The 20,442-nt window shown below is 72.6% G+C and carries 20 protein-coding genes; 10 read left to right on the top strand and 10 right to left on the bottom strand.

Going from position 1 to position 20,442, the window contains the following annotated elements:
* Positions 1–40 precede the first annotated feature (40 nt).
* From ACFYOS_RS01335 to ACFYOS_RS01325, 3 genes are all read left to right on the top strand, one after another.
* The gene (locus ACFYOS_RS01335; protein ID WP_387134688.1) at positions 41–955 is read left to right on the top strand and encodes a LysR substrate-binding domain-containing protein; all 915 of its coding nucleotides are present in this window, start codon (positions 41–43) and stop codon (positions 953–955) included.
* A 100-nt stretch (positions 956–1,055) separates the two neighbouring features.
* On the top strand, positions 1,056–1,622 hold the full coding sequence (locus ACFYOS_RS01330; protein ID WP_387134686.1) for a hypothetical protein: 567 nt from the start codon (positions 1,056–1,058) through the stop codon (positions 1,620–1,622).
* Positions 1,623–1,792: 170 nt separating this feature from the next.
* The gene (locus ACFYOS_RS01325; RefSeq protein ID WP_387134684.1) at positions 1,793–2,803 is read left to right on the top strand and encodes a YeiH family protein; all 1,011 of its coding nucleotides are present in this window, start codon (positions 1,793–1,795) and stop codon (positions 2,801–2,803) included.
* 359 nt (positions 2,804–3,162) lie between these two features.
* On the opposite strand, the gene ACFYOS_RS01320 is transcribed toward ACFYOS_RS01325, so the two are convergent.
* The 8 genes from ACFYOS_RS01320 to ACFYOS_RS01285 all read right to left on the bottom strand — a co-directional run bounded on the left by ACFYOS_RS01320 (position 3,163) and on the right by ACFYOS_RS01285 (position 10,684).
* The gene (locus ACFYOS_RS01320; protein ID WP_387134682.1) at positions 3,163–4,365 is read right to left on the bottom strand and encodes an ABC transporter permease; all 1,203 of its coding nucleotides are present in this window, start codon (positions 4,363–4,365) and stop codon (positions 3,163–3,165) included.
* Positions 4,362–5,069, bottom strand: coding sequence for an ABC transporter ATP-binding protein (locus ACFYOS_RS01315; protein WP_387135229.1), 708 nt, complete (start codon positions 5,067–5,069; stop codon positions 4,362–4,364). The genes ACFYOS_RS01320 and ACFYOS_RS01315 overlap by 4 nt, the downstream gene beginning before the upstream one ends.
* 2 nt (positions 5,070–5,071) lie before the next feature.
* The gene (locus ACFYOS_RS01310) at positions 5,072–6,130 is read right to left on the bottom strand and encodes a peptidoglycan-binding protein (RefSeq protein WP_387134679.1); all 1,059 of its coding nucleotides are present in this window, start codon (positions 6,128–6,130) and stop codon (positions 5,072–5,074) included.
* The gene (locus tag ACFYOS_RS01305; RefSeq protein WP_387134677.1) at positions 6,127–6,699 is read right to left on the bottom strand and encodes a hypothetical protein; all 573 of its coding nucleotides are present in this window, start codon (positions 6,697–6,699) and stop codon (positions 6,127–6,129) included. Before ACFYOS_RS01305 ends, ACFYOS_RS01310 begins: the two co-directional genes overlap by 4 nt.
* A gap of 222 nt (positions 6,700–6,921) precedes the next feature.
* Entirely contained in the window at positions 6,922–8,082 is a 1,161-nt protein-coding gene (locus ACFYOS_RS01300) for a sensor histidine kinase (RefSeq protein ID WP_387134674.1), read from the bottom strand.
* The gene (locus ACFYOS_RS01295) at positions 8,079–8,735 is read right to left on the bottom strand and encodes a response regulator transcription factor (protein ID WP_387134671.1); all 657 of its coding nucleotides are present in this window, start codon (positions 8,733–8,735) and stop codon (positions 8,079–8,081) included. Before ACFYOS_RS01295 ends, ACFYOS_RS01300 begins: the two co-directional genes overlap by 4 nt.
* Positions 8,736–8,944: 209 nt before the next feature.
* The gene (locus tag ACFYOS_RS01290; protein ID WP_387134669.1) at positions 8,945–9,721 is read right to left on the bottom strand and encodes a M23 family metallopeptidase; all 777 of its coding nucleotides are present in this window, start codon (positions 9,719–9,721) and stop codon (positions 8,945–8,947) included.
* A 249-nt stretch (positions 9,722–9,970) separates the two neighbouring features.
* A complete protein-coding gene (locus tag ACFYOS_RS01285; protein ID WP_387134667.1) occupies positions 9,971–10,684 on the bottom strand; it encodes a M23 family metallopeptidase in 714 nt (237 codons plus the stop codon).
* A 410-nt stretch (positions 10,685–11,094) separates the two neighbouring features.
* Here ACFYOS_RS01285 and ACFYOS_RS01280 point away from each other — a divergent pair, with 410 nt between their 5' ends.
* The 4 genes from ACFYOS_RS01280 (at position 11,095) to sucD (ending at position 15,317) form a co-directional block, all read left to right on the top strand.
* Complete coding sequence (locus tag ACFYOS_RS01280; RefSeq protein WP_387134664.1) at positions 11,095–11,499, top strand: cobalamin B12-binding domain-containing protein; 405 nt, start codon at positions 11,095–11,097, stop codon at positions 11,497–11,499.
* 491 nt (positions 11,500–11,990) lie between these two features.
* Positions 11,991–13,064 (top strand): hypothetical protein, encoded by a 1,074-nt coding sequence (locus ACFYOS_RS01275; RefSeq protein WP_387134661.1) that lies wholly within the window; start codon positions 11,991–11,993, stop codon positions 13,062–13,064.
* A gap of 184 nt (positions 13,065–13,248) precedes the next feature.
* Complete coding sequence (sucC, locus tag ACFYOS_RS01270; RefSeq protein WP_387134659.1) at positions 13,249–14,427, top strand: ADP-forming succinate--CoA ligase subunit beta; 1,179 nt, start codon at positions 13,249–13,251, stop codon at positions 14,425–14,427.
* 2 nt (positions 14,428–14,429) lie between these two features.
* On the top strand, positions 14,430–15,317 hold the full coding sequence (gene sucD / locus ACFYOS_RS01265; RefSeq protein ID WP_387134656.1) for a succinate--CoA ligase subunit alpha: 888 nt from the start codon (positions 14,430–14,432) through the stop codon (positions 15,315–15,317).
* Positions 15,318–15,390: 73 nt separating this feature from the next.
* On the opposite strand, the gene ACFYOS_RS01260 is transcribed toward sucD, so the two are convergent.
* The gene (locus ACFYOS_RS01260) at positions 15,391–15,660 is read right to left on the bottom strand and encodes a DUF4190 domain-containing protein (protein ID WP_387134653.1); all 270 of its coding nucleotides are present in this window, start codon (positions 15,658–15,660) and stop codon (positions 15,391–15,393) included.
* 158 nt (positions 15,661–15,818) lie between these two features.
* On the opposite strand from ACFYOS_RS01260, the gene ACFYOS_RS01255 reads away from it, so the two are divergent.
* Positions 15,819–17,153 carry a DUF6350 family protein gene (locus tag ACFYOS_RS01255; RefSeq protein WP_387134651.1) on the top strand — a complete coding sequence of 445 codons (1,335 nt, stop codon included), beginning with the start codon at positions 15,819–15,821 and terminating at the stop codon, positions 17,151–17,153.
* Between the two features lie 106 nt (positions 17,154–17,259).
* Here the strand turns inward: ACFYOS_RS01255 and ACFYOS_RS01250 are convergent, their stop codons facing one another.
* On the bottom strand, positions 17,260–17,862 hold the full coding sequence (locus ACFYOS_RS01250) for a hypothetical protein (RefSeq protein WP_387134648.1): 603 nt from the start codon (positions 17,860–17,862) through the stop codon (positions 17,260–17,262).
* A 174-nt stretch (positions 17,863–18,036) separates the two neighbouring features.
* Here ACFYOS_RS01250 and purN point away from each other — a divergent pair, with 174 nt between their 5' ends.
* Both purN and purH read left to right on the top strand, forming a co-directional pair.
* Positions 18,037–18,657, top strand: a complete 621-nt coding sequence (gene purN, locus ACFYOS_RS01245) for a phosphoribosylglycinamide formyltransferase (RefSeq protein WP_387134645.1) — start codon at positions 18,037–18,039, stop codon at positions 18,655–18,657.
* On the top strand, positions 18,654–20,225 hold the full coding sequence (purH, locus tag ACFYOS_RS01240) for a bifunctional phosphoribosylaminoimidazolecarboxamide formyltransferase/IMP cyclohydrolase (RefSeq protein ID WP_387134642.1): 1,572 nt from the start codon (positions 18,654–18,656) through the stop codon (positions 20,223–20,225). Before purN ends, purH begins: the two co-directional genes overlap by 4 nt.
* The last annotated feature ends 217 nt before the right edge of the window (positions 20,226–20,442 follow it).

The raw sequence follows: 20,442 nt of genomic DNA, 5'->3' as shown, positions 1-20,442 counted from the left end.
ACCAGCCGGTCGTGCGGGTCAACCCGCGTATGATCTGGTGGTGTTCGACTCGCGCCACATTAGGACGTTCCACGAGGTGGTCCGGGCCCGGTCGTACTCGGCGGCGGCGCAGAACCTGGGATACACCCAACCCGCGATCACCCAGCAGATGAAGGCCCTGGAGCGCGCGGTCGGCACTCCGCTATGCACCCGGGTGGGGCGGCGGTTGCGGTTGACGGAGGCGGGGGAGGCGCTGGCCCGCCACACGGAGCACATCCTCGGCAGCATGTCGGTCGCCCGGGAGCAGATGGCCGCGATAGCGCAGCTGCGCACCGGCCGGGTGCGGGTGTGCGCGTTCCCCAGCGCCAACGCGACGCTGGTCCCCGAGGCAATGGCGCTGCTCGCCGTCGAGCATCCGGGAATCCGGGTGGAGTTGCTCGAGGACGAGCCGCCCGACTCGCTGCGACGGGTGGCGCAGGGCGAGAGCGACCTGACGCTGGCCTTCACCTATCCCGGCATGCTCGAGGAGGTGCCGGAGGAGGTGGTGGAGGTCCCGCTGTTGGAGGACGACGTCACCATCCTGCTGCCCGGCGGGCATCCCATGGCCGAGCGCCACGAGGTCGAGCTCGCCGACCTCGCCGAGGAACGCTGGATCGCGGGCTGCCTGCGCTGCCGCACCAACTTCCTGCACGAGTGCGCGCAGCTCGGGTTCACACCCGACATCGTGTTCACCACCGACGACAACCTCGCGGTCCAGTCGCTCGTCGCGCAGGGCCTCGGCGTGGCGATGATGCCCGGTCTCGCCCTCTCCTTCCTCCGTCACGACAAGGTCAGTGGCCGTCCCCTGTCGCCCGCATCGCGGCGGCAGGTGTCGGCCTACGTCCTGCGCGAGCACCTACACATTCCGGCGACCGGCCGGGTCCTGAAGGCGCTCACGTCGGTGGCCTGGCGGAGGAGGGCCGACCTCGCGGGGTGAGTCATGGCCCCGGCCCATCGCAGGACCCATAAGCGTTCCTTTGGGATCATGCAAAAGACTGTTGTTGGACGTGATGGCTTGTAGCGGTCAGGCTGACGTCATGACCGCTATGGCCGCTGTTCCTGTCGTCCCCGCCACCTCCCCCCGCCTCGCCAGGCTGGTCGAGGAGGTGCGGGGCGTGGTGGACCGCGGCCTGCCGCCCGATCTGACCGCGTACCTGGTAGGGGAGCGGCTCGCCCCCCACCTGGGCGCGCCCGATCTGCTCACCCCCGAGCAGTACGAGGGCGACCCGGACCACTACCGCCAGCATGTCCTGCACGCCGAGCGGGACGGTGGGTTCTCGATCGTGGCCCTGGTCTGGCTCCCCGGCCAGCGAACCGCCATCCACGACCACGTCGCGTGGTGCGTCACGGGCGTCCATCAGGGCGAGGAGCACGAGCGGCGGTTCCGCCTGGTCTCCGACGGCACCACCGCCAGGCTCGTGGCGACCCACGACGTTGTCAACCGGCAGGGCGAGGTGTGCGGCTTCGCGCCGCCCGGCGACATCCACCGGGTCTGGAACGGAGGGGACGGCACCGCGGTGTCGCTGCACATCTACGGAGCGGACATCTCCCGCCTCGGGACGAGTGTCCGCCGGGTGTACGAGCAGCGGACCGACGAGTCGTGAGGGACGCGGGTACCGAGGCGTTGATCGGAGCGACGCGAAGGGAACTCCTCCCGGAGGCACCCTTGCGGATCGGCGACGGCGACCACCCGGGGTGCGGCCGCGACGGCCGTCCGGACCTCGCGGACGGGTTCGCTGCGGCGCGGCTCCCGGGCGCGCGCAGGGGCGGGGGATTGGCCGTACTGCCCGGCCTGTTGGCCGCGAGCGCCGGGGCCGCCGGCGCCTGGGCGGTGCACTGGGCACTGCCCGCCGTGCCGGCGCTGACCGCGGCCATGGTGCTGGGGATCGCCGCCGCCCACCTGCCCGTCGTCCGCGAGCGGGTGCGCGGCGTGGCCCGGCCCGGGCTGAGCGTCGCGGGCAAGCGGCTGATGCGGCTGGGCATCGTGCTGCTCGGGCTGAAGCTGAGCGTGCAGGACGTCCGCGAGCTCGGGTGGCCGACCATGGTGATGGTGGTCGCGGTGGTGGCGGCGACGTTCCTGGGCACGTGGTGGCTGGGCCGCCGTCTCGGCCTGCGCGGCGATCAACCGCTGTTGATCGCCGCCGGCTACTCGATCTGCGGCGCCTCGGCGATCGGCGCGGTCAGCGCGGCGACCGGCGGAGACGAGGAGGACGCCGCGGCCTCGGTCGCCCTGGTGACGCTCTGCGGCACGCTGGCCGTCGCCGTCCTTCCGCTGCTGCAACAGCCGCTAGGGCTCGACGGCGTGCAGTTCGGACGCTGGGTCGGAGCGAGCGTGCACGACGTGGGGCAGGTCGTCGCCACCGCGCAGACCGCCGGCCCGGCGGCCCTCGGCGACGCCGTCCTGGTGAAGCTGATGCGGGTGGCGTTGCTCGCGCCGCTGGTCGCCGCCGTGGTGTTCGGACTCGGGCGCCGGGCGCTTCGCGCCGGCATGCAGGGCGCGGACGGCGACGGGCCGCGGAGCCGGCGGCCGTCGCTCGTGCCCTTGTTCGTCGTCGGCTTCCTCGCCATGATCGGGTTGCGCAGTACCGGCTGGCTCCCCGAAGGTGTGCTCGTCGGCGCGTCCCTGGCACAGGAGATCCTGCTCACCGCGGCACTGTTCGCCCTCGGGAGCGCGGTGCACCTGCCCACGCTTGCCCGCACCGGGGGGCGGGCCGCCGCCCTGGGGCTGAGCTCCTGGGCGGTCGTCGCCGGGGTGTCGTACGCGGGCGTGCTGTTGACCACCTGACCGTGCCTAGTTTGCAGCATGCGCGGTACCGGGCGGCCAAGGCCGATCCCGGACGCCCTCGCCTTCGTGGTGCTGGTGGGCTACGCGCTCGCCGGGGCGGGCCCGATCGTGCACCTGCTTGACGTAGCGTCGTGACCTCATCGGAGCCGCCGCAGTCGACACCGCGGGCAGGCTCCTGGGCGGGGCCGAGTTCCCGGCCGACCAGGACGGCTACCAGGCGCTGTTGCGCTGGCTGGTCGGCCTGGGCGGTCCGGGCGGCCGGGCTGCTGCCGGACTTCCAGGATGGTGACCGCGTCCGTCGACCCGCGCCGGGACGCGGCCGGCGGCGACCCCGATCGGGACGCCGCCGGCCGGTCGGCTCAGACGCCCGCCAACGCTTCCGTCGGCGTGAGCCGAGCGGCCCGCACGGCGGGGTAGAGTCCCGCGACCGCGCCGATCAGCAGCGTCGCGGCGAACCCGCCCGCGGTCGCCCATAGCGGCACCACGGCCGGCCAGTCCTGCGTGGCCGCGTACCCGCCGGTCACCATGACGCCGATCAGGATGCCGCCGAGGCCGCCGAGCGCGGACAGCAGCAGCGACTCCACCAGGAACTGCAGTAGGATCTGGCCGCGGGTGGCCCCGAGCGCCCGGCGCAGGCCGATCTCCGACCGGCGTTCGAGTACCGAGATGACCATCGTGTTCGTGACGCCGATCCCGCCGACCAGGAGCGCCACCGCGCCGAGGCCCAGCAGCAGGCCGCTGAACGTGTTCTCGGTGATCGTCCTGGCGGCCAGCGCGTCGGACGGCCGCGAGACCAGGACTTCGCTGGGAGCCCCCGGTTTCACGGTGCGCGGAAGGGCCTTGCGCACCTCGACCACCGCGTCCTCCACCGTACGCGTGTAGATGGTCGTCGCGTGCCCGTCGAAGCCGAGGTAGGCCGTCGCGGCCGACCAGCCGACGAACACGGCACGGTCCAGCTCCTCAGCCAGCGGCACCGGCCGCAGCACGCCCACCACGGTGAAGCGGTGCTTGCCGACCACGATCTGCGGCTGTGCCGCGGCGTCGTCGATGCCGAGCCGCTGCGCCGCGGTCCAGCCCAGCACGGCGGTGGGGAAGTCGGCGGTGGGCTGGCTCAGCCAGCGCCCGCTGACCGGGCTGAGCCCGACCGCTTCCGGCAGGTCGAGGCGGCCCGCGTACACGGTGAGGCTGCCGGTCTGCGCAGGGTGGACGTGCTCGTTGCGGTACGCGTGCACGTTGGGCAGCCGTCCGACCGCCGACACCGCCTCCACCGACGCGATTCTTGCGATCATGGGGATCGCCTCGTCCGGTAGATGCGTCGGCTTGTCGTCCGACGATCTGCCCGGCTCGACAGTCAGCAGGTTGGTGCCCAGTTCGTCCAGCTGCCGGTCCAGTTCAGCCCGGCTGGAGCTGGAGATGCCGACCACGGCGATCATCGCGGCGATGCCGATCGCGATACCGAGCGCGGACAGCGACACCCGCAGTCGGCGCGATCGCAGCCCGGCCGCGCCGACCCGCAGCACATCACCCGGCGACAGCCGCCCGGGGCGGGGTGGAGCGCTCACCGGGCCGCCCCGATCCGCGCGGCGAACGGCACCACGCCGGGTTCGCGCTCGTCGCGCACGATGAGCCCGTCGGAGACCTCGACCCGCCGCCGCAGCCGTGCCGCCAGTTCGCGGTCGTGGGTGATGACCACGACGGTGGTGCCGGCCGCGTTCAGCTCCGTCAGCAGGCCCAGCACGGTCTCGCCGGAGGCGGAGTCGAGGTTGCCGGTGGGCTCGTCGGCCAGCAGCAGCGGCGGATCGCCGATCAGCGCCCGGGCGATCGCCACCCGCTGCCGCTCACCGCCGGACAGCTCGTGCGGACGGTGGTGGAGCCGGTGGCCCAGGCCGACCCGTTCCAACGCGGCGTCGGCCCGCCGCAGCCGCTGCCGGGCGGCCACGCTCGAGTAGAGCAGGCCGTCGGCCACCGCCGTGCGCACGGAGACGCCCGGGGTCAGGTGGAACTGCTGGAAGACGAAGCCGATCGTGGCGGCCCGAAGGCCGGACAGCTGCCGGTCGGACAGGGCCGCCACGTCGTGCCCGCCGATGCGGACCTGGCCGCTGGTGGGGCGGTCCAGGGTGCCGATCAGGTTGAGGAGGCTGGACTTGCCCGATCCGGAACGCCCGACGACTGCGACCGCCTCGCCGTATTCGATGTCGAGGCTGACCCCGCGTACGGCCCGTACCCCGCCGGGGTAGGTCTTGGTGACGTCGGTCAGCTCGACCACGTTCACTGCGCGACCCCCACGGTGACGCCCTCGGCGATGCCGTCGCCGCTGATCTCGACCTTGCCGCCGGCGAACAGCCCCGTCTCCACGGGCACGACCCGGCTGGTCGCGCCATCACGCAGTTCCACGCCGTAGCCGCGCTCGCCGATGGCGAGCAGCGCCTGGATCGGTACGACGAGCACGTTGGTGTGCTCGGCGGTGACGAAGCGGACCGTCACCGGCCCGGGCTCCGGCTCGGCGGTGGCTTTCAGGACCAGCTGCACGGTGACCTTGGGCTCCCCCTGGTCCGGCGGCGGGTCCGCGGGCGTGCCGCCGGTGGACGCGGGTGTCACCACGCCGTGCACGGTCGCCTCCACCGGTGTGCCGTCGGGCAGCGTGACGGTGGCCTTGGCGCCCTTCTTGGTCAGGTCGGGTGCGGTGGCCGGCACCTTCGCGGTCACGATGCGGGCGGTGGGGCCGGCGGTGAGGATGTCACCGGCGGCCGGCGCCCCGAGCCGGGCCGTCTGGGTGGCGATCCGCAGCGGACCGGGTGCGACGATGACGTCCGTCGGCGCCACGGTGCCCGTGACGGGCACATCCAGGTCCTTCTGCCACCGCTTGACGGCGGCTGCGGTCGACGCGGAGTAGGAGGCGTCGGCCTCGAAGCCGGTGTACTTCAGCGCGCTCAGGTTAGCCTCGAGCTGGGCGACGTCCGGGCCCTTGACCCCGTCGGCGAGGACCCGGTAGAACGGCAGTTCGCCGTAGAGCAGCACGATCGGGTTGTTGTCCGCACGCAGCAGCGGCTGTCCGCGCCGCACCGTGCTGCCGGCCGCCGCGAGCCAGGTCAGGGTGCCGGCCGCCTTGGACGTGACCGCCGTCGCCTGGCCGTAGCCGATCTCGCCATCGACGACCGTGACCGCCGTGACCGTGGACCGCGTCACCGTGACCGTGTCGACCACGGGAGCGCCGACGAGGCTGTCGTCCCCGCCTCCGGCGAAGACCCCGGCGGACATCGCCGCCGCCGCGGCGACCACCGCGGCGGCGACGACACCGAAAAGTAGACGGCGGCATCGGCCGCTCATCCGACGCCCGGCCCGTCGCTGGCCCTGGGCATGCAGATCGCCGACGCCGCCTTGTACGCCGGTTCCGCCATCCGGGCCCTGAGTTCCTGCTTCTGGCGCCTCAAGGAACCCGCGTCGACCGCGGCGGGTTCGGGATCAGGATCGGGGTAGTCGGGCACGCCGTTGTCGCGCATGCACTGCGCGATCGCCCGGCGCTCGCGCAGTTGCTCCTCGGTCGGCTTGGGGAGCGTCTCCTTTACCGGGGGGTCCAGCGCGGGCCACTTCTGGAAGCACTCGACCAGCTCGGGAGTCAGCTCGTCCGGCAGGCCCGAGAAGTCCACCGGGTTGTCGTGACCGAGGTAGCGGACCGACAGTCCCTTCTCGTTCAGGCACGTCGCGAGGTTCTGCTTCTGCTTGTCGTAGGCGTCCCACTGGCCGGCGGTGCCGGGGTTCGCCTCGCCGGTGTTCTCCGACTGGCCCGGCCCGCACGCCGTCAACACCGCCACCAGCAACGGCGCGCACGCCGCCAGTGCCGCGTACCGGATGCCACGCCTTGAACGCTGGCCCACACGTCTGCCGTCGATCGGCATCTACTTCTCCTCTGGGGCTGGGTCCCGCATCGCGTACGACGTGTCCGTTCCGGCGGGAACGTCGCCGCCATGCCTGTGCTGGACGCCGGAGGGGTTCACCGGCTGTCTCGGTACACAGTCCACCAAAGGCGGTGTTATGGGGCGGTGAGCAGAATTCCTCACATCCCGCTAACATCATCCAAAGTCGATCGATTTACTGATTCTTCGGTTGTGGGCGTCGGGTCATGCCCGTGGGGCGTCACTGCGGGGCAGGATCACGCGCACGGACAGGCCGCCGTCGGGACGGGGGGTGGCCAGCGCGTCGCCGCCGTGGGCCTGGGCGACCGCCCGCACGATGGACAGGCCCAGACCGCTGCCCCTGGCCGAACCCACCCGGTCGGTGAGCCGGCGGAACGGCTCGAACAGCACCGGCACCTCGTGCGGCGAGATCAGCGCGCCCGTATTGGTCACGATGATCTCGGCCTGCCCGACCTCGGCCAGCGTCTGCACCCACACGAAGCCGTGCGGGTGGTTGTAGCGGACCGCGTTGTCGACCAGGTTGCGGATCAACTGCTCCAGCAGGATCGGGTCGCCGACCACCGGCGCCGCCTGGAGTTGCGCGTGGACCTGCACCCGCTGCTCCGCGGCCGCCTGCGCGGTGACGTCGAGCGCATACCCCGCCAGTTGCGCCAGGTCGACCGACCGCCGGTCGGTGACCGCCTCCTCTGCCCTGGCCAGGGTGAGCAGCGAGTCGATCAGCCGTTCGTGGCGCAGGTTGACCGCGAGCAGATTATCGCCCAGCTGCCTGACCTCGGCCGGGCTGTCCGGGCGGCTCATCGCAACCTCGACCAGGGTGCGGTTGAGTGCGATCGGGGTCTTCAGCTCGTGCGCGGCGTTGGCGATGAAACGGCCCTGCCCGGCGAACGCCCCGTCGAGGCGGTCCAGCATGCTGTCGAACGAGTCGGCCAAGCTCTTCACCTCACCCGGCGGGGCGTCCAGGTCGATCCGCTTGTGCAGGGTGCGCCCCGCGATCCGGTGCGCCGTCTCGGTGATCATGCTAAGCGGGCGCAGCAGCCGCCCCGACACGAACCAGCCCGCCGCGGTGACCACCACCCACACCACCAGCAGCGTCATCCCGCCCTTGAACAGCAGGTTCGCCTGCATCGAATCCATGATCGCCTGCTTGGAGGCGAAGGCCTCCCCGATGTGCTCACCCGCGACCGCCTGTTCGTCCGGCGGGAGCACCGCGTACTTCTCCTGGTACGCGACGTTCAGGCTGTACTCCATGCTGTTCTCGACCAGGATCAGCGTGCCCGCCAGCACCGCACCGCCCGCCAGGGCGAACAGCAGGCCGAACACGACGGTCAGCCGGAACCGCAGGCTGCCGTGCCAGGAACTGTTCATCGCAACCGGTAACCCACTGCGGTCACCGTCTCGATGAGCTGCGGCTCCCCGAGCTTGCGGCGCAGCCCGCTGATGGTGACCCGGACGATGGTGGTGAACGGGTCCATGTGCTCGTCCCAGACCTTCTCCAGCAGCGTCTCGGCCGACACCACCGCGCCCTCGGCCCGCAGCAGCTCCTCCAGCACCGCGAACTCGCGGCGGGACAGGCTGACGTAGCGGCCGTCACGGTAGGTCTCGCGGTGGTGCGGGTCGAGCCGGATGCCGGCCCGTTCGAGCACCGGCGGCGTCGCCGGTCGGGCGCGCCGGCCAAGCGCCCGCACCCGGGCCACCAGCTCGGCGAACGCGAACGGCTTTGGCAGGTAGTCGTCGGCGCCGAGGCTGAGCCCGGCGACCCGCTCGGCCACCGTCACCGACACGGTGAGCATCAGCACCCGCACGTCCAGGCCCTGCGCCACGACCTGGCGGCACACCTCGTCGCCGTGCACCCGCGGCAGGTCGCGGTCCAGGACCATCACGTCGTACGCGTTGACGGCGAGCTTCTCCAGTGCCGCCGCCCCGTCGTAGGCGACGTCGACGGCGATGGCCTCCTGCCGCAGCCCCTCGGCGACGGCCTCGGCCATCAGCTCCTCGTCCTCCACGACCAGGACCCGCACCCCGCCACCTCCTCGACCGACCGACCGCCAAGTATGCACGGGGCGTTGTTAGCAGGGCGTTAGTGAATTCCCTGACGGCGCGCTCTCAGCCAGGAAGGGCGATAATTTCGACTTCGCGCGCCGATCGCTTCTCAAGAAACTGTCGGAACCGACGAGTGCACCGACAGATCAATAAGAAACCGAAAGATCTAGTGAGAACCTGCAGCCCGTCAGCACGCCACGTCGATGCCCCGGGCGCGCAGGAACGGCGCCGGGTCGATCTGGTTCCACATGGCGCCCTTGTGCACCTCGAAGTGCAGGTGCGGGCCGGTGGCGTCGCCGGTGGCGCCCTCGTAGCCGATGATCTGGCCGGCGCTCACCTTGTCGCCGACGCTCACGATGAGACGGCTCTGGTGCGCGTAGTGGGTCAGGTAGCCGTTGTGGTGGTCGATGAAGACCGAGTTGCCGTACCCGTCACCGGCGTCGCCGGCCTTGACCACGGTGCCCGCCGCCGCGGCATGGATCGGGGTGCCCGAGGGCATCGCGAAGTCGATGCCGGCGTGCAGGGTGCCCCACCGCTGCCCGTAGCAGGAGGTGATCGTCGCGCCCTTCATCGGGATGACCCAGGTCGGCTTCGGCTTGCTGGTCTTCTTCGGCGTGGGCTTGACGGTCTTCGTCGGCTTCGGGCTGGCCGTGGTCGGGCTCGGCGACGGGCTCACCGGGGTGGCGGACGGGGTGACCGGGACGGTCGACTCGCGGACCGAGCGGTCGGCGCGGGCGGCGGCCTCGGCGCGGGCCTGGGCGTCGACGTCGACGGCGGTCGGGGTCGGGGTGCCGTGGTCGGCGGTGACGACGGAGACGCCGCCGAGACCGAGGCCGACCAGGGCGGCCGCGCCGATGACGAGGTATGCGGTGCGCCGGACCGGGCGCTTGCGCCGGTGCCGGGCGGGGTTGTCCTGGGTGTTCTCGTTCTGGATGGAGCTGTCTTCCTGCACGGGGACCTTCATCAGTCGAGGGGCACGTGACCTCGAAATACTGGTGTCGGCCGGGTTGGCGGCGGGTACTGGCTCCGGGGGCCGGTGGGGTCCGCTCGACGTCGTTGGTCCGTTTCGTCTGCTGGCGGCGGGTTTGAGCCTGAAAAGGATCATGCCGAGGTATGGGCCGGCTCACATCTCTGACTGTGACCCGGCAGACTTTGCCGTAACGAAAACCGCCCGGATCAGGCGATCCGGGCGGTCAATGGACGATACGTAGCGTCAGGATGCGGCTACGTCGCCGTAGATTGCCTCGACTTGCAGCTTGATGTCCACTCCGCGGTCCCCGAGCCACGGCACCGGGTCCAGCGGCTGCCCGTTGACATGGATCTCCAGGTGCAGGTGAGGGCCGTAGGCGTGGCCGGTGCTGCCGACCAGGCCCAACTGGTCGCCGGCCTTGACCTGCTGGCCCTCCTTCACGCTGATCGCGGAGGAATGGCCGTAGATGGCCTCGCTGCCGTCCGAGTGCTGGACGATCACGGCGTAGCCGTAGCCGCCGAACCAACCAGCCTTGGTGACCGTGCCGTCGTGGATCGCGACGTACGGCGTGCCCTCCGGGGCGACGAGGTCGATGCCGGTGTGCAGCTTGCCCCAGCGCATGCCGTAGGGCGACTTGAAGTCGTAGCCGTGCAGGGGGAGCAGCCAGACGTCCTGCTCGGTGGAGGCCTTGGCCTCCGCCCGGCCGTCACGCGTGGCGGTGTCGGCGCCGTCGGCGCGGGCCGCGACGTCCTGGCTGGTGATCGAGGCCTGCTTGAGCTCGTCGAGGACCGACGGGCTGACGCTCTTGGCGTCCGGGAGGGCGTTCGCGCCGAGGGCGACGATGCCGGCTCCCACGAATGCCGTGGTCACCACCGCCGCATAGCGGCTCCGCGGGGGGGTGGGTACGCGGCGGCGGCCGCGATATCTATCGGGCTCAGACGACAGGCGCTGGCGCACGCACACCCTCCGTTGTCGGGGATCCGATGCGACCTCGAGCCGTTCGGTGAAGCTCCGTCGAACGTCCGGTGGCCGCGTCGTCACCCGTCCATGGACCTGATGACAACCGTGCACACGTTAGCCAACCGCCACTCCTGTCACAAGCCGAAGCGCCGAATTGGCCTTTTACTCTGTCCGTTTCTATCCGCTCTTGTCATAGCTCGTGCCGCCGCTCGGGTGGCCCGGCAACTGCCCGTTCGTCGCACACAGTGACCGTTCGGCGGAGGCGTCGGGCTTCCCGGGCGGTCCGTCCGACGCTAAAGGCGTCGCGCCGAGGGTAGGGGGTGCGGCCCGAGTTTCCGCCCGTGGGCCGGCCGGGTTACCGTTCGTTCAGTTGAGGTAGTGCGGTAGCCGGGGAAAGGTGTGCGCTGATGAGCTCTCGTATCCGGGTCGTCGTCGCGAAGCCCGGCCTGGACGGCCACGACCGGGGCGCGAAGGTGGTCGCCCGTGCCCTGCGCGACGCCGGCATGGAGGTCATCTACACCGGCCTGCACCAGACGCCGGAGCAGATCGTGGAGACCGCGATCCAGGAGGACGCCGACGCCGTCGGCCTGTCCGTGCTCTCCGGCGCGCACATGACCCTGTTCAAGCGGGTGCTGGAGTTGCTCGCCGAGCGCGACGCCGCCGACATCGTGGTCTTCGGCGGCGGCATCATCCCGGACGCCGACATCCCGGAGCTGGAGCAGCTCGGCGTCGCGAAGATCTTCACCCCGGGCGCGACCACCCAGTCGATCGTCGACTGGGTCCGCGAGAACGTCGCTCAGCCGGTCGCCTGATCGCCGGCGCCGGCCGGCCCCACGTCGCCGGCCCGGAACGGGTCACGGTCGTGGGACCCGTGCCCGGACAGGGGGAGAGGCCGGACGCACCCCTCACACGTCCGGCCCCTCTATGCACGATGCCCCGCCGCCACCCCTCGACCGACAGGGCATCGGCCGTCTCCCGTCGCCGCGCTTGACCAGCGCTCCGACATCAGACTCAACGACGGCCCCACCGGGGGGTTACGCAACTCCCCCAACATCCCCCGGACGGCTGAACCCCGCCCGTCGCAGCCCCGCCGCCGGGGCTTTTGCGCCCGTGATCCGCGGTCCGGATCCGCGCCGTTTCCGGCCGTTCCGCCACCCGGCGCGGCGGGGCCGCCACGCCCCCGAAATGCGTGCGGATCCTGGGTCGGGGGCGCGCTTCCGGGGACTCGCGTTCGGGGGTGCGGGTCGTATCGTGTGGCTGCCCGTACCGCGTCCGCCGTCGACGACCCCGCCGGGAGCCTGCCGTGACCCAGCCGTCGTACCCGTCCCCCAACCCCGCCGAGGGGCGGCCGCCGGTGCCGCCGACCGACGGCGGGGCGCAGCCGCCGGACCAGCCCGGTCAGCCGAACTCGATGCCGGCGGCGGGATGGGCGGCGCCCGGCGGGCAGCCGGATGCCGGATGGACACCGCCCGCGCAGCCGGCCGCGCCCCCCGCGGGCTGGCCGGCCGCGCCACCCCAGCCCGCCGCCGGCTGGCCCGCGCCGCCCCAGCAGCCCGCCGCCGGCTGGCCAGCACCGCCGCAGCAGCCCACTGCCGGCTGGCCCGCGCCGCCGCAGCCCCCGTCGCCGGCTGGGCCGGGCTGGCCCGCTCCACCTGGGCAGCCGCCGTCCGGCACGGGTTGGCCGGCGCCGCAGCAGCCCGGTCCGGGTTGGCCGGCGGGACCGCCGCCGCAGCCGGGCCCGGGCTGGCCCGCGGGGCCGCAGCCGGCGTACCCCGGCGGGGTCGGCCCGGCGCAGCTGCCGCCGCCGTGGCAGCCGCCGACGGCGGTGACCGCGAAGCGGATCCCGGCGGACCTGGCGTTCGTGGCCCGGCCGAGCCTGCGCAAGCGGGCGCTGGCTCTCGGGGCGCTGACGCTGGTCATCGGCCTGGTCCTGGCCTGCCCGATCGGCGCCGCCGCGTCCGGCGGGAACGGCGATCTCGCGCTGCTGTGGATGATCCCGGTGATCATGCTGCTCTTCGCCCTGCCGGTGGGTCTCCAGCTCTGGCTGGTCTCCTCCGGCGGCCCGGTGCTCGCGGTCGGCCCGGAGGGCCTCTGGATCAAGACCCGGCCGACCCGGGGGCAGGCGATCTGGCTGCCGTGGGCGGCGATCGACCGGATCTACCGGCGGCGCTGGGGTCTGGAGAAGATGGTCTGCGTGAAGCCGCGTGACCCCCGCGCGGGCAGCGGGCTGGGCGCCTTCACCGCGATCGACTCCGGGATCACGCAGGCCTTCTTCGGCACCGGCTTCACCGCCACGGTGAACTTCGCCGACCGCTCCGAGGACGAGATCATGCGCGCGGTCGTCGGCTACGCGGCCGGCCGCTGCCGGGTGGGCTGACCATCCCGACCCACCGACGGCTGTGCATTACCGCACACCGCGCACCCGCTCGGTTGCCGCTGGTTCCCATCTCGTTAGGCTGCGGCAAATGGCCTGTCTCATCTGATGACAGGCGTCAAACTGATTTTCCGAAGCTGGTGGCGGCGCGACGGCGCGCCGCGGAGACGGGACGGGACGCGCAATCGTGGACCTGTACGAGTACCAGGGGCGGGACCTGTTCGAGCGGCACGGGTTGCCCGTGCTCGCCGGCGGCGTTGCCACTACCCCGGAGGAGGCCCGCGCGATCGCCGAACGCCTCGGCGGCCGAGTGGTCGTCAAGGCGCAGGTGAAGGTCGGCGGCCGCGGCAAGGCCGGCGGCGTGAAGCTGGCCGAGGGCCCGGAGGAGACGGTGGCCCGGGCCACCGACATCCTCGGGATGGACATCAAGGGTCACACGGTCCACAAGGTCATGATCACCGTGACCGCGGACGTGGCCGAGGAGTACTACTTCTCGTACCTGCTCGACCGGGCGAACCGCACCTTCCTCTGCATCGCCAGCGTCGCCGGCGGCATGGACATCGAGCAGGTCGCCGCCGAGACTCCCGAGAAGGTCGTCAAGGCCCCGATCGACGCCAACACCGGCGTGGACGAGGCGAAGGCGCGGGAGATCGTCACCGCCGCCGGCTTCCCGGCCGAGGTCGCCGACCAGGTCGTCGACGTCGCGGTGAAGCTGTGGCAGGCGTTCGTCGCCGAGGACGCCACGCTGGTCGAGGTGAACCCGCTGGCCACGACCAAGGACGGCAAGCTGCTGCTGCTGGACGCCAAGGTCACCCTGGACGAGAACGCCGCGTTCCGGCACCCGGACCACGAGGCCCTGGTCGACCAGGCCGCGGTGGACCCGCTGGAGCAGGCCGCCAAGGAGAAGGACCTCAACTACGTCAAGCTCGACGGCGAGGTCGGCATCATCGGCAACGGTGCGGGCCTGGTCATGTCCACCCTCGACGTGGTGGCGTACGCGGGCGAGCGGCACGGCGGCGTCAAGCCGGCCAACTTCCTCGACATCGGCGGTGGCGCGAGCGCCGCGGTGATGGCGAACGGCCTGGAGATCGTCCTCTCCGACCCCTCGGTGAAGAGCGTCTTCGTCAACGTCTTCGGCGGCATCACCGCCTGCGACGCCGTCGCCAACGGCATCGTGCAGGCGCTGGCGCTGCTGGAGCAGCGGGGCGAGCAGGTCACCAAGCCGCTCGTCGTCCGCCTCGACGGCAACAACGCCGAGGCCGGTCGGGCGATCCTCGACGGCGCGAACAACCCGCTGATCCAGCGGGTCGACACCATGGACGGCGCGGCCGAGCGGGCCGCCGAGCTGGCAGCTGCGGGGGTCTGATCATGGCTATCTGGCTGACCAAGGACTCCAAGGTCATCGTGCAGGGGATGACCGGTTCCGAGGGTTCCAAGCACACCCGGCGGATGCTCGCCGCCGGCACCAACATCGTCGGCGGCGTCAACCCGCGCAAGGCGGGCCAGAAGGTCGACTTCGACGGCACCGAGCTGCCGGTCTTCGCCTCCGTCGCGGACGCGATGAAGGAGACCGGGGCCGACGTCACGGTCATCTTCGTGCCGCCGCAGTTCACCAAGGGCGCGGTCGTCGAGGCGATCGACGCCGGCATCGACCTGGCTGTGGTGATCACCGAGGGCGTGCCGGTGCACGACACCGCCGCGTTCTGGGCGTACAACGTGGCCAAGGGCGAGCGGACCCGGATCATCGGCCCGAACTGCCCGGGCATCGCCTCGCCGGGCGCCTCCAACGCCGGCATCATCCCGGCCGACATCACCGGCAGCGGCCGGATCGGCCTGGTCAGCAAGAGCGGCACGCTGACCTACCAGATGATGTACGAGCTGCGGGACATCGGCTTCTCGACCTGCGTCGGCATCGGCGGCGACCCGATCATCGGGACCACCCACATCGACGCGCTGGCCGCGTTCGAGGCGGACCCGGAGACCGACGCCATCGTGATGATCGGTGAGATCGGTGGCGACGCCGAGGAGCGCGCCGCCGAGTTCATCAAGGCCAACGTCACCAAGCCGGTGGTCGGCTACATCGCCGGCTTCACCGCCCCGCCCGGCAAGACCATGGGCCACGCCGGCGCGATCATCTCCGGCTCGGCGGGCACCGCCGACGCGAAGAAGGCGGCGCTGGAGGCGGTCGGTGTCAAGGTCGGCAAGACCCCGACCGAGACCGCCAAGCTGATGCGGGAGATCATGTCCAACCGCTGAGCGGTGGGGTGCGGTACCGAGGGGGTCGACCGGAATCCGGTCGACCCCCTCGGGCTTGTCGTGGCCGGGCTCGTCAGCGGTACCAGTACGGGTAGTAGTAGCTGCCCCGGGCCCGGACGATCACGCTGGCGATGAGGTTGATGACGCCGAACGCGATCGCCAGCCAGCCGAGCAGCTGGGACCGCCCGAAACGCTTGGCGTCCCGGATCGACAGGTAACCGAAGACGATGCCGAGGATGCCGCAGCACAGCAGGCCGAAGATGATCCCCAGGACGCCCCAGAGGGTGGTCCGGTCCCGGCCGGCGGCCGGCGGCGGTGGCGGCGGCGGATACGGAGCGTTCACGGCTTCCTCCGAGCGGTCGGTGCCGCGACAGGAAGGTCGCGCCCTGGGCCGAGGCTAAACCGGATCGGGGCCGCGAAAGCGGTGGATCACGGAACTCGCCGCCGCGTCCGGGCGCTATTGGACTGCTGCCATCGGCGCGGCATGCCAGAGTAGAGCCGATGTCACCCGTCACCCCTGACCTGCCCCGCCGTTCCGCCGCCGACACCCGGCCGGCCGGTCGCGTCCGGCCGGCGCCCCGGGTGCCCGCGCCCCGATCGAGGGAGGCGCCGCGCCGTCGGGCCCCGCTGCCCGTCGCCGCCGGGGTGGCGGCCGGCTGGGCCGCCGTGACGTCCTGGCTGCCGGTCACCGTGGTGCTCGGTCTGGCCCAGCTCAGCGAGGACGGCGGTTCGCTGACCGGGGCGATGCGCGCCGGGCTCGCCGGCTGGCTGCTGGGGCATGGGGTGCCGCTGGAGACCTCCGCCGGGCCGCTCGGCCTGGCGCCCCTCGCCCTGACCGCGCTCGCCGTCTGGCGGCTCACCCGGGCCGGGGTGCACGTCACCCGCGCCATCGGCGCCCGCGGTGGCCGTTCCCCCGGGCGGGCGCTCACCGTCGCGGTCGCCGTCGGCATCGGGTACGCGCTGCTCGGCGCCCTCGCCGCGGTCGCGGTCAGCGCCGGTGGCCTGCGGGTGTCCCCGGTCCGGGCCGGGCTGACCTTCGCGGTCGTCGGCACGCTCGCCGCCCTGGTCGGCGCGGCTCGGGCCACCGGCGTGTCGGTGCTGCTCGCCCGGCGGTCCCCGCCGGCGCTGCGGGACGGGCTGCGGACCGGGCTGGTCGCCGGGCTGCTGCTGCTCGGGGCGGGTGCCGGCGCGGCCGGGCTCTCGGTGGCGACCGGCGGTGGCGACGCGGCCGACATGATCGGGGCGTACCGGACCGGGGTGGCCGGTCAGGCGGGGATCACCCTGGTCAGCCTCGCGTACGCGCCGAACGCCACGGTCTGGTCGGCCAGTTACCTGCTCGGCCCTGGGTTCGCCGTCGGCACCGATACCGCCATCCGGACCAACGAGGTCTCCGTTGGTGCGCTGCCGGCCGTACCGCTGCTGGCCGGCCTGCCGCGCGGCCCGGTCGACGAGTTCGGCGTGGGGCTGCTCGCGGTGCCGGTGCTGGCCGGGATGGCCGCGGGCTGGCTGCTGGCCCGGCGGCTGACGCGGATCGCGGCCGAGGAGCGGACGGTGCTCGGCTGGCCGGCGCTGCTCGCCCCGGCGGCGCTCGCCGGCCCGGTCGCCGGGGTGCTGCTCGGCGTGGCCGCCGCGGCCTCCGGCGGCCCGCTCGGCGGCGGACGGCTGGCCGAGATCGGCCCGGCCGCGTGGCTGGTGGCCGGGGTGGCGACGCTGGTCGTCGCCATCGGTGCCCTGCTCGGCGCGGCGGCCGTCAAGGCCCTCACCCGCGACACCCCCACCCCCCGGTCGGCCACCGCCCGCCGCGCCGCGCCACGCCCGGCCGCCCCGCCACGGTGACCAGGAGGTTCCGGTCGCGGGGTGGCGGCATCCCCGACTCGGTCGACGGGGTGGGACATGGCGCGGGGGCGTCCGGCCGTGCCGGACGCCCCCGCTTCGGGTTGGGTCAGGAGCCGAGGTTGCTCAGGTTGATGAATGCCCCGGCGATCATGCTGATGATGGAGAGCACGATGCCGACGCCGCCGCAGATCAGGGCGGCCTTGACCTGACCACCGTTGCTCGCCTCGCCCGTCTGCACCTTCTTCTGGCCCAGGAAACCGAGCACCACGCCGGCGATGCCGCCGATGAGGCCCAGCGGCGCGCAGCAGAGGGCGAACACGATGGACGCGATACCGGCGATCATGCCGATCAGGCCCAGGGTGTTGTTCTGCCCCTGCCCAGCGGGGTAGCCGGCGGCCGGGTAGTTCGGCGCGGCGCCGTACGGCTGCTGCTGCTGCGCGTACGGGTCCTGGTACGGCTGCTGCTGGCCGTAGGGCTGCCCGGAGGTCGGCTGGCCGTACGGCTGGCCGGAGGCCGGCTGCTGCCCGTACTGCGGGGCCTGCGGCGGCTGGGCGTACGGGTCCTGCCCGTACGGCTGGCCGGAGGTCGGCTGCTGTCCGTACTGCGGGGCCTGCGGCGGCTGGGCGTACGGGTCGTACTGGGGGGAGGTCGGGTCCTGGTGAGGCTGCTGCTGGCCGTACGGGTCCTGACCGGGGTAACCGGGCTGCATTGCTGGTTGCTCCTCAAACTGGGGGTCGACGGTCCGTGGTGCCGCTCATCATTCCGCCCAGCACCGGGACGCACCGGGCGTCGGCAGCGTATCGTGCCGGCACCACCCGGGAGATCACCCGCGACGCCGCCGCCCGAGCGCTGGACGTCCCTCCCGGCCCGATAGGGTTGCCGGGTGACCGAGCCCGCGTCCGTCGCCCGCCTCGTCGTCCTCGTCTCCGGCTCCGGCAGCAACCTCCAGGCACTGCTGGACGCCACCGCCGACCCCGGGTACGGGGCCCGGGTGGTCGCCGTGGGCGCCGACCGGGACGGGATCGCCGGCCTGGATCGGGCCGCCGCGGTCGGGGTGCCCACCTTCGCCGAGCGGCTGAAGGACCACCCGACCCGCGAGGACTGGGACAAGGCGCTGACCGCCCGGGTCGCCGAGCACCAGCCGGACCTGGTGATCAGCGCCGGCTTCCTCAAGCTCGTCGGCCCGCAGTTCCTGACCGCGTTCGGCGACCGCTACCTCAACACCCACAACACCCTGCTGCCGGCGTTCCCCGGCATCCACGGCCCCCGGGACGCGCTCGCGTACGGCGTGAAGGTCACCGGGGCCACCCTGTTCTTCGTCGACGCCGGGATGGACACCGGCCCGATCGTCGCCCAGGTCGCCGTGCCGGTGCTGGACGACGACGACGAGGAGACGCTCACCGAGCGCATCAAGTCCGCCGAGCGGCGCCAGCTCGTCGAGCAGGTCGGTCGGCTGGTCCGTGAAGGTTGGACGATCACCGGCAGAAAGGTCACGGTTCCGTGAGTGCCACTGAGGACGCCCGCCGCCCGATCCGGCGGGCGCTGGTCAGCGTCTACGACAAGGCCGGCCTGGTCGTGCTGGCCCGGGCCCTGCACGAGGCCGGGGTGGAGATCGTCTCGACCGGCAGCACCGCGTCGACCATCTCCGGCGCGGGCGTGCCGGTGACCCCGGTCGAGCAGGTGACCGGCTTCCCGGAGATCCTCGACGGCCGGGTGAAGACCCTGCACCCGAAGATCCACGGCGGTCTCCTCGCCGACCTGCGCAAGGACGCGCACGCCGCCCAGCTCGACGAGCACGGCATCGCCGGCATCGACCTGCTGGTCTCCAACCTCTACCCGTTCCAGGCCACGGTCGCCTCCGGGGCGAGCCGGGACGAGTGCGTCGAGCAGATCGACATCGGCGGTCCGGCGATGGTCCGGGCGGCGGCCAAGAACCACGCCTCGGTCGCCGTGGTGACCGACCCGGCGGCGTACCCGGCGCTGCTGGCCGCGCTCGCCGAGGGCGGCTTCACCCTGGCCCAGCGCCGGGCGCTCGCCGCCCGCGCGTTCGCCGACATCGCCGAGTACGACGTGGCCGTCGCGGCGTGGTTCGCCACCACCGTGGCGCCGGCCGCCGACGGGTGGCCGGAGTTCGCCGGCCTGGCGCTGCGCCGGCAGGCGGTGCTGCGCTACGGCGAGAACCCGCACCAGGCGGCCGCCGTCTACGCCGACCCGGCCGGCCCGGCCGGCCTGGCTCAGGCGGAGCAGCTGCACGGCAAGGAGATGTCGTACAACAACTACGTCGACGCCGACGCCGCCTGGCGGGCCGCGAACGACTTCCCGGAGCAGCCGGCGGTGGCGATCATCAAGCACGCCAACCCGTGCGGCATCGCGGTCGGCGCGGACGTGGCCGAGGCGCACCGCAAGGCGCACGCCTGCGACCCGGTGTCCGCGTACGGCGGGGTGATCGCGGTGAACCGGCCGGTGAGCGTGGCGATGGCCCGGCAGGTCGCGGAGATCTTCACCGAGGTCCTGGTGGCGCCCGGCTTCGACGAGGGCGCCGTGGAGATCCTCCAGGCCAAGAAGAACATCCGACTGCTGCGCGCCCCCGCGTTCAACCCGCTGCCGGCGGAGTGGCGCCAGGTCACCGGTGGCGTGCTGGTGCAGCTGCGCGACGCGGTCGACGCGGCGGGCGACGACCCGGCGAACTGGCGGCTGGCCACCGGCGAGGCGGCCGACGAGGCGACCCTGCGGGACCTCGCGTTCGCCTGGCGGGCAGTCCGCGCGGTGAAGAGCAACGCCATCCTGCTGGGCCGGGACGGCGCCACCGTGGGCGTCGGGATGGGCCAGGTGAACCGGGTGGACTCGGCGCGGCTCGCGGTGAGCCGGGCCGGCGCGGAGCGGGCCCGCGGGTCGGTCTGCGCCTCGGACGCCTTCTTCCCGTTCGCCGACGGCCCGAAGATCCTCATCGAGGCAGGCGTCCGGGCGATCGTCCAGCCCGGCGGCTCGATCCGGGACGAGGAGACCATCGCGGCCTGCAAGGAGGCCGGCGTGACCATGTACCTCACCGGCACCCGGCACTTCTTCCACTGATCTTCCGGCGGAGTCAGGGGCGCGACCGACGGGTCGCGCCCCTGTTTCATCTGTTGACATTCCTGTTCGGAGTGATGTCACGAGTGGAGCGCTGACCAGCCGAAAGTACGACCGCTCTGCCGTTGCCCGGGTGTGAAAGTTGTTGCTAGCGTTGTCCCGCAGCAAGCGATTGACCCTCCCCGTTCTCTCCGCGGCCTGCTCCCGCCCGCGGTCACCG

The sequence above is a fragment of the Micromonospora sp. NPDC005806 genome (genome assembly GCF_042871425.1).
In the GTDB taxonomy this organism is placed as follows: domain Bacteria; phylum Actinomycetota; class Actinomycetes; order Mycobacteriales; family Micromonosporaceae; genus Micromonospora.
Note: the sequence above shows the minus strand (reverse complement) of the source record. Positions and strands in the feature narration are given on the sequence as shown.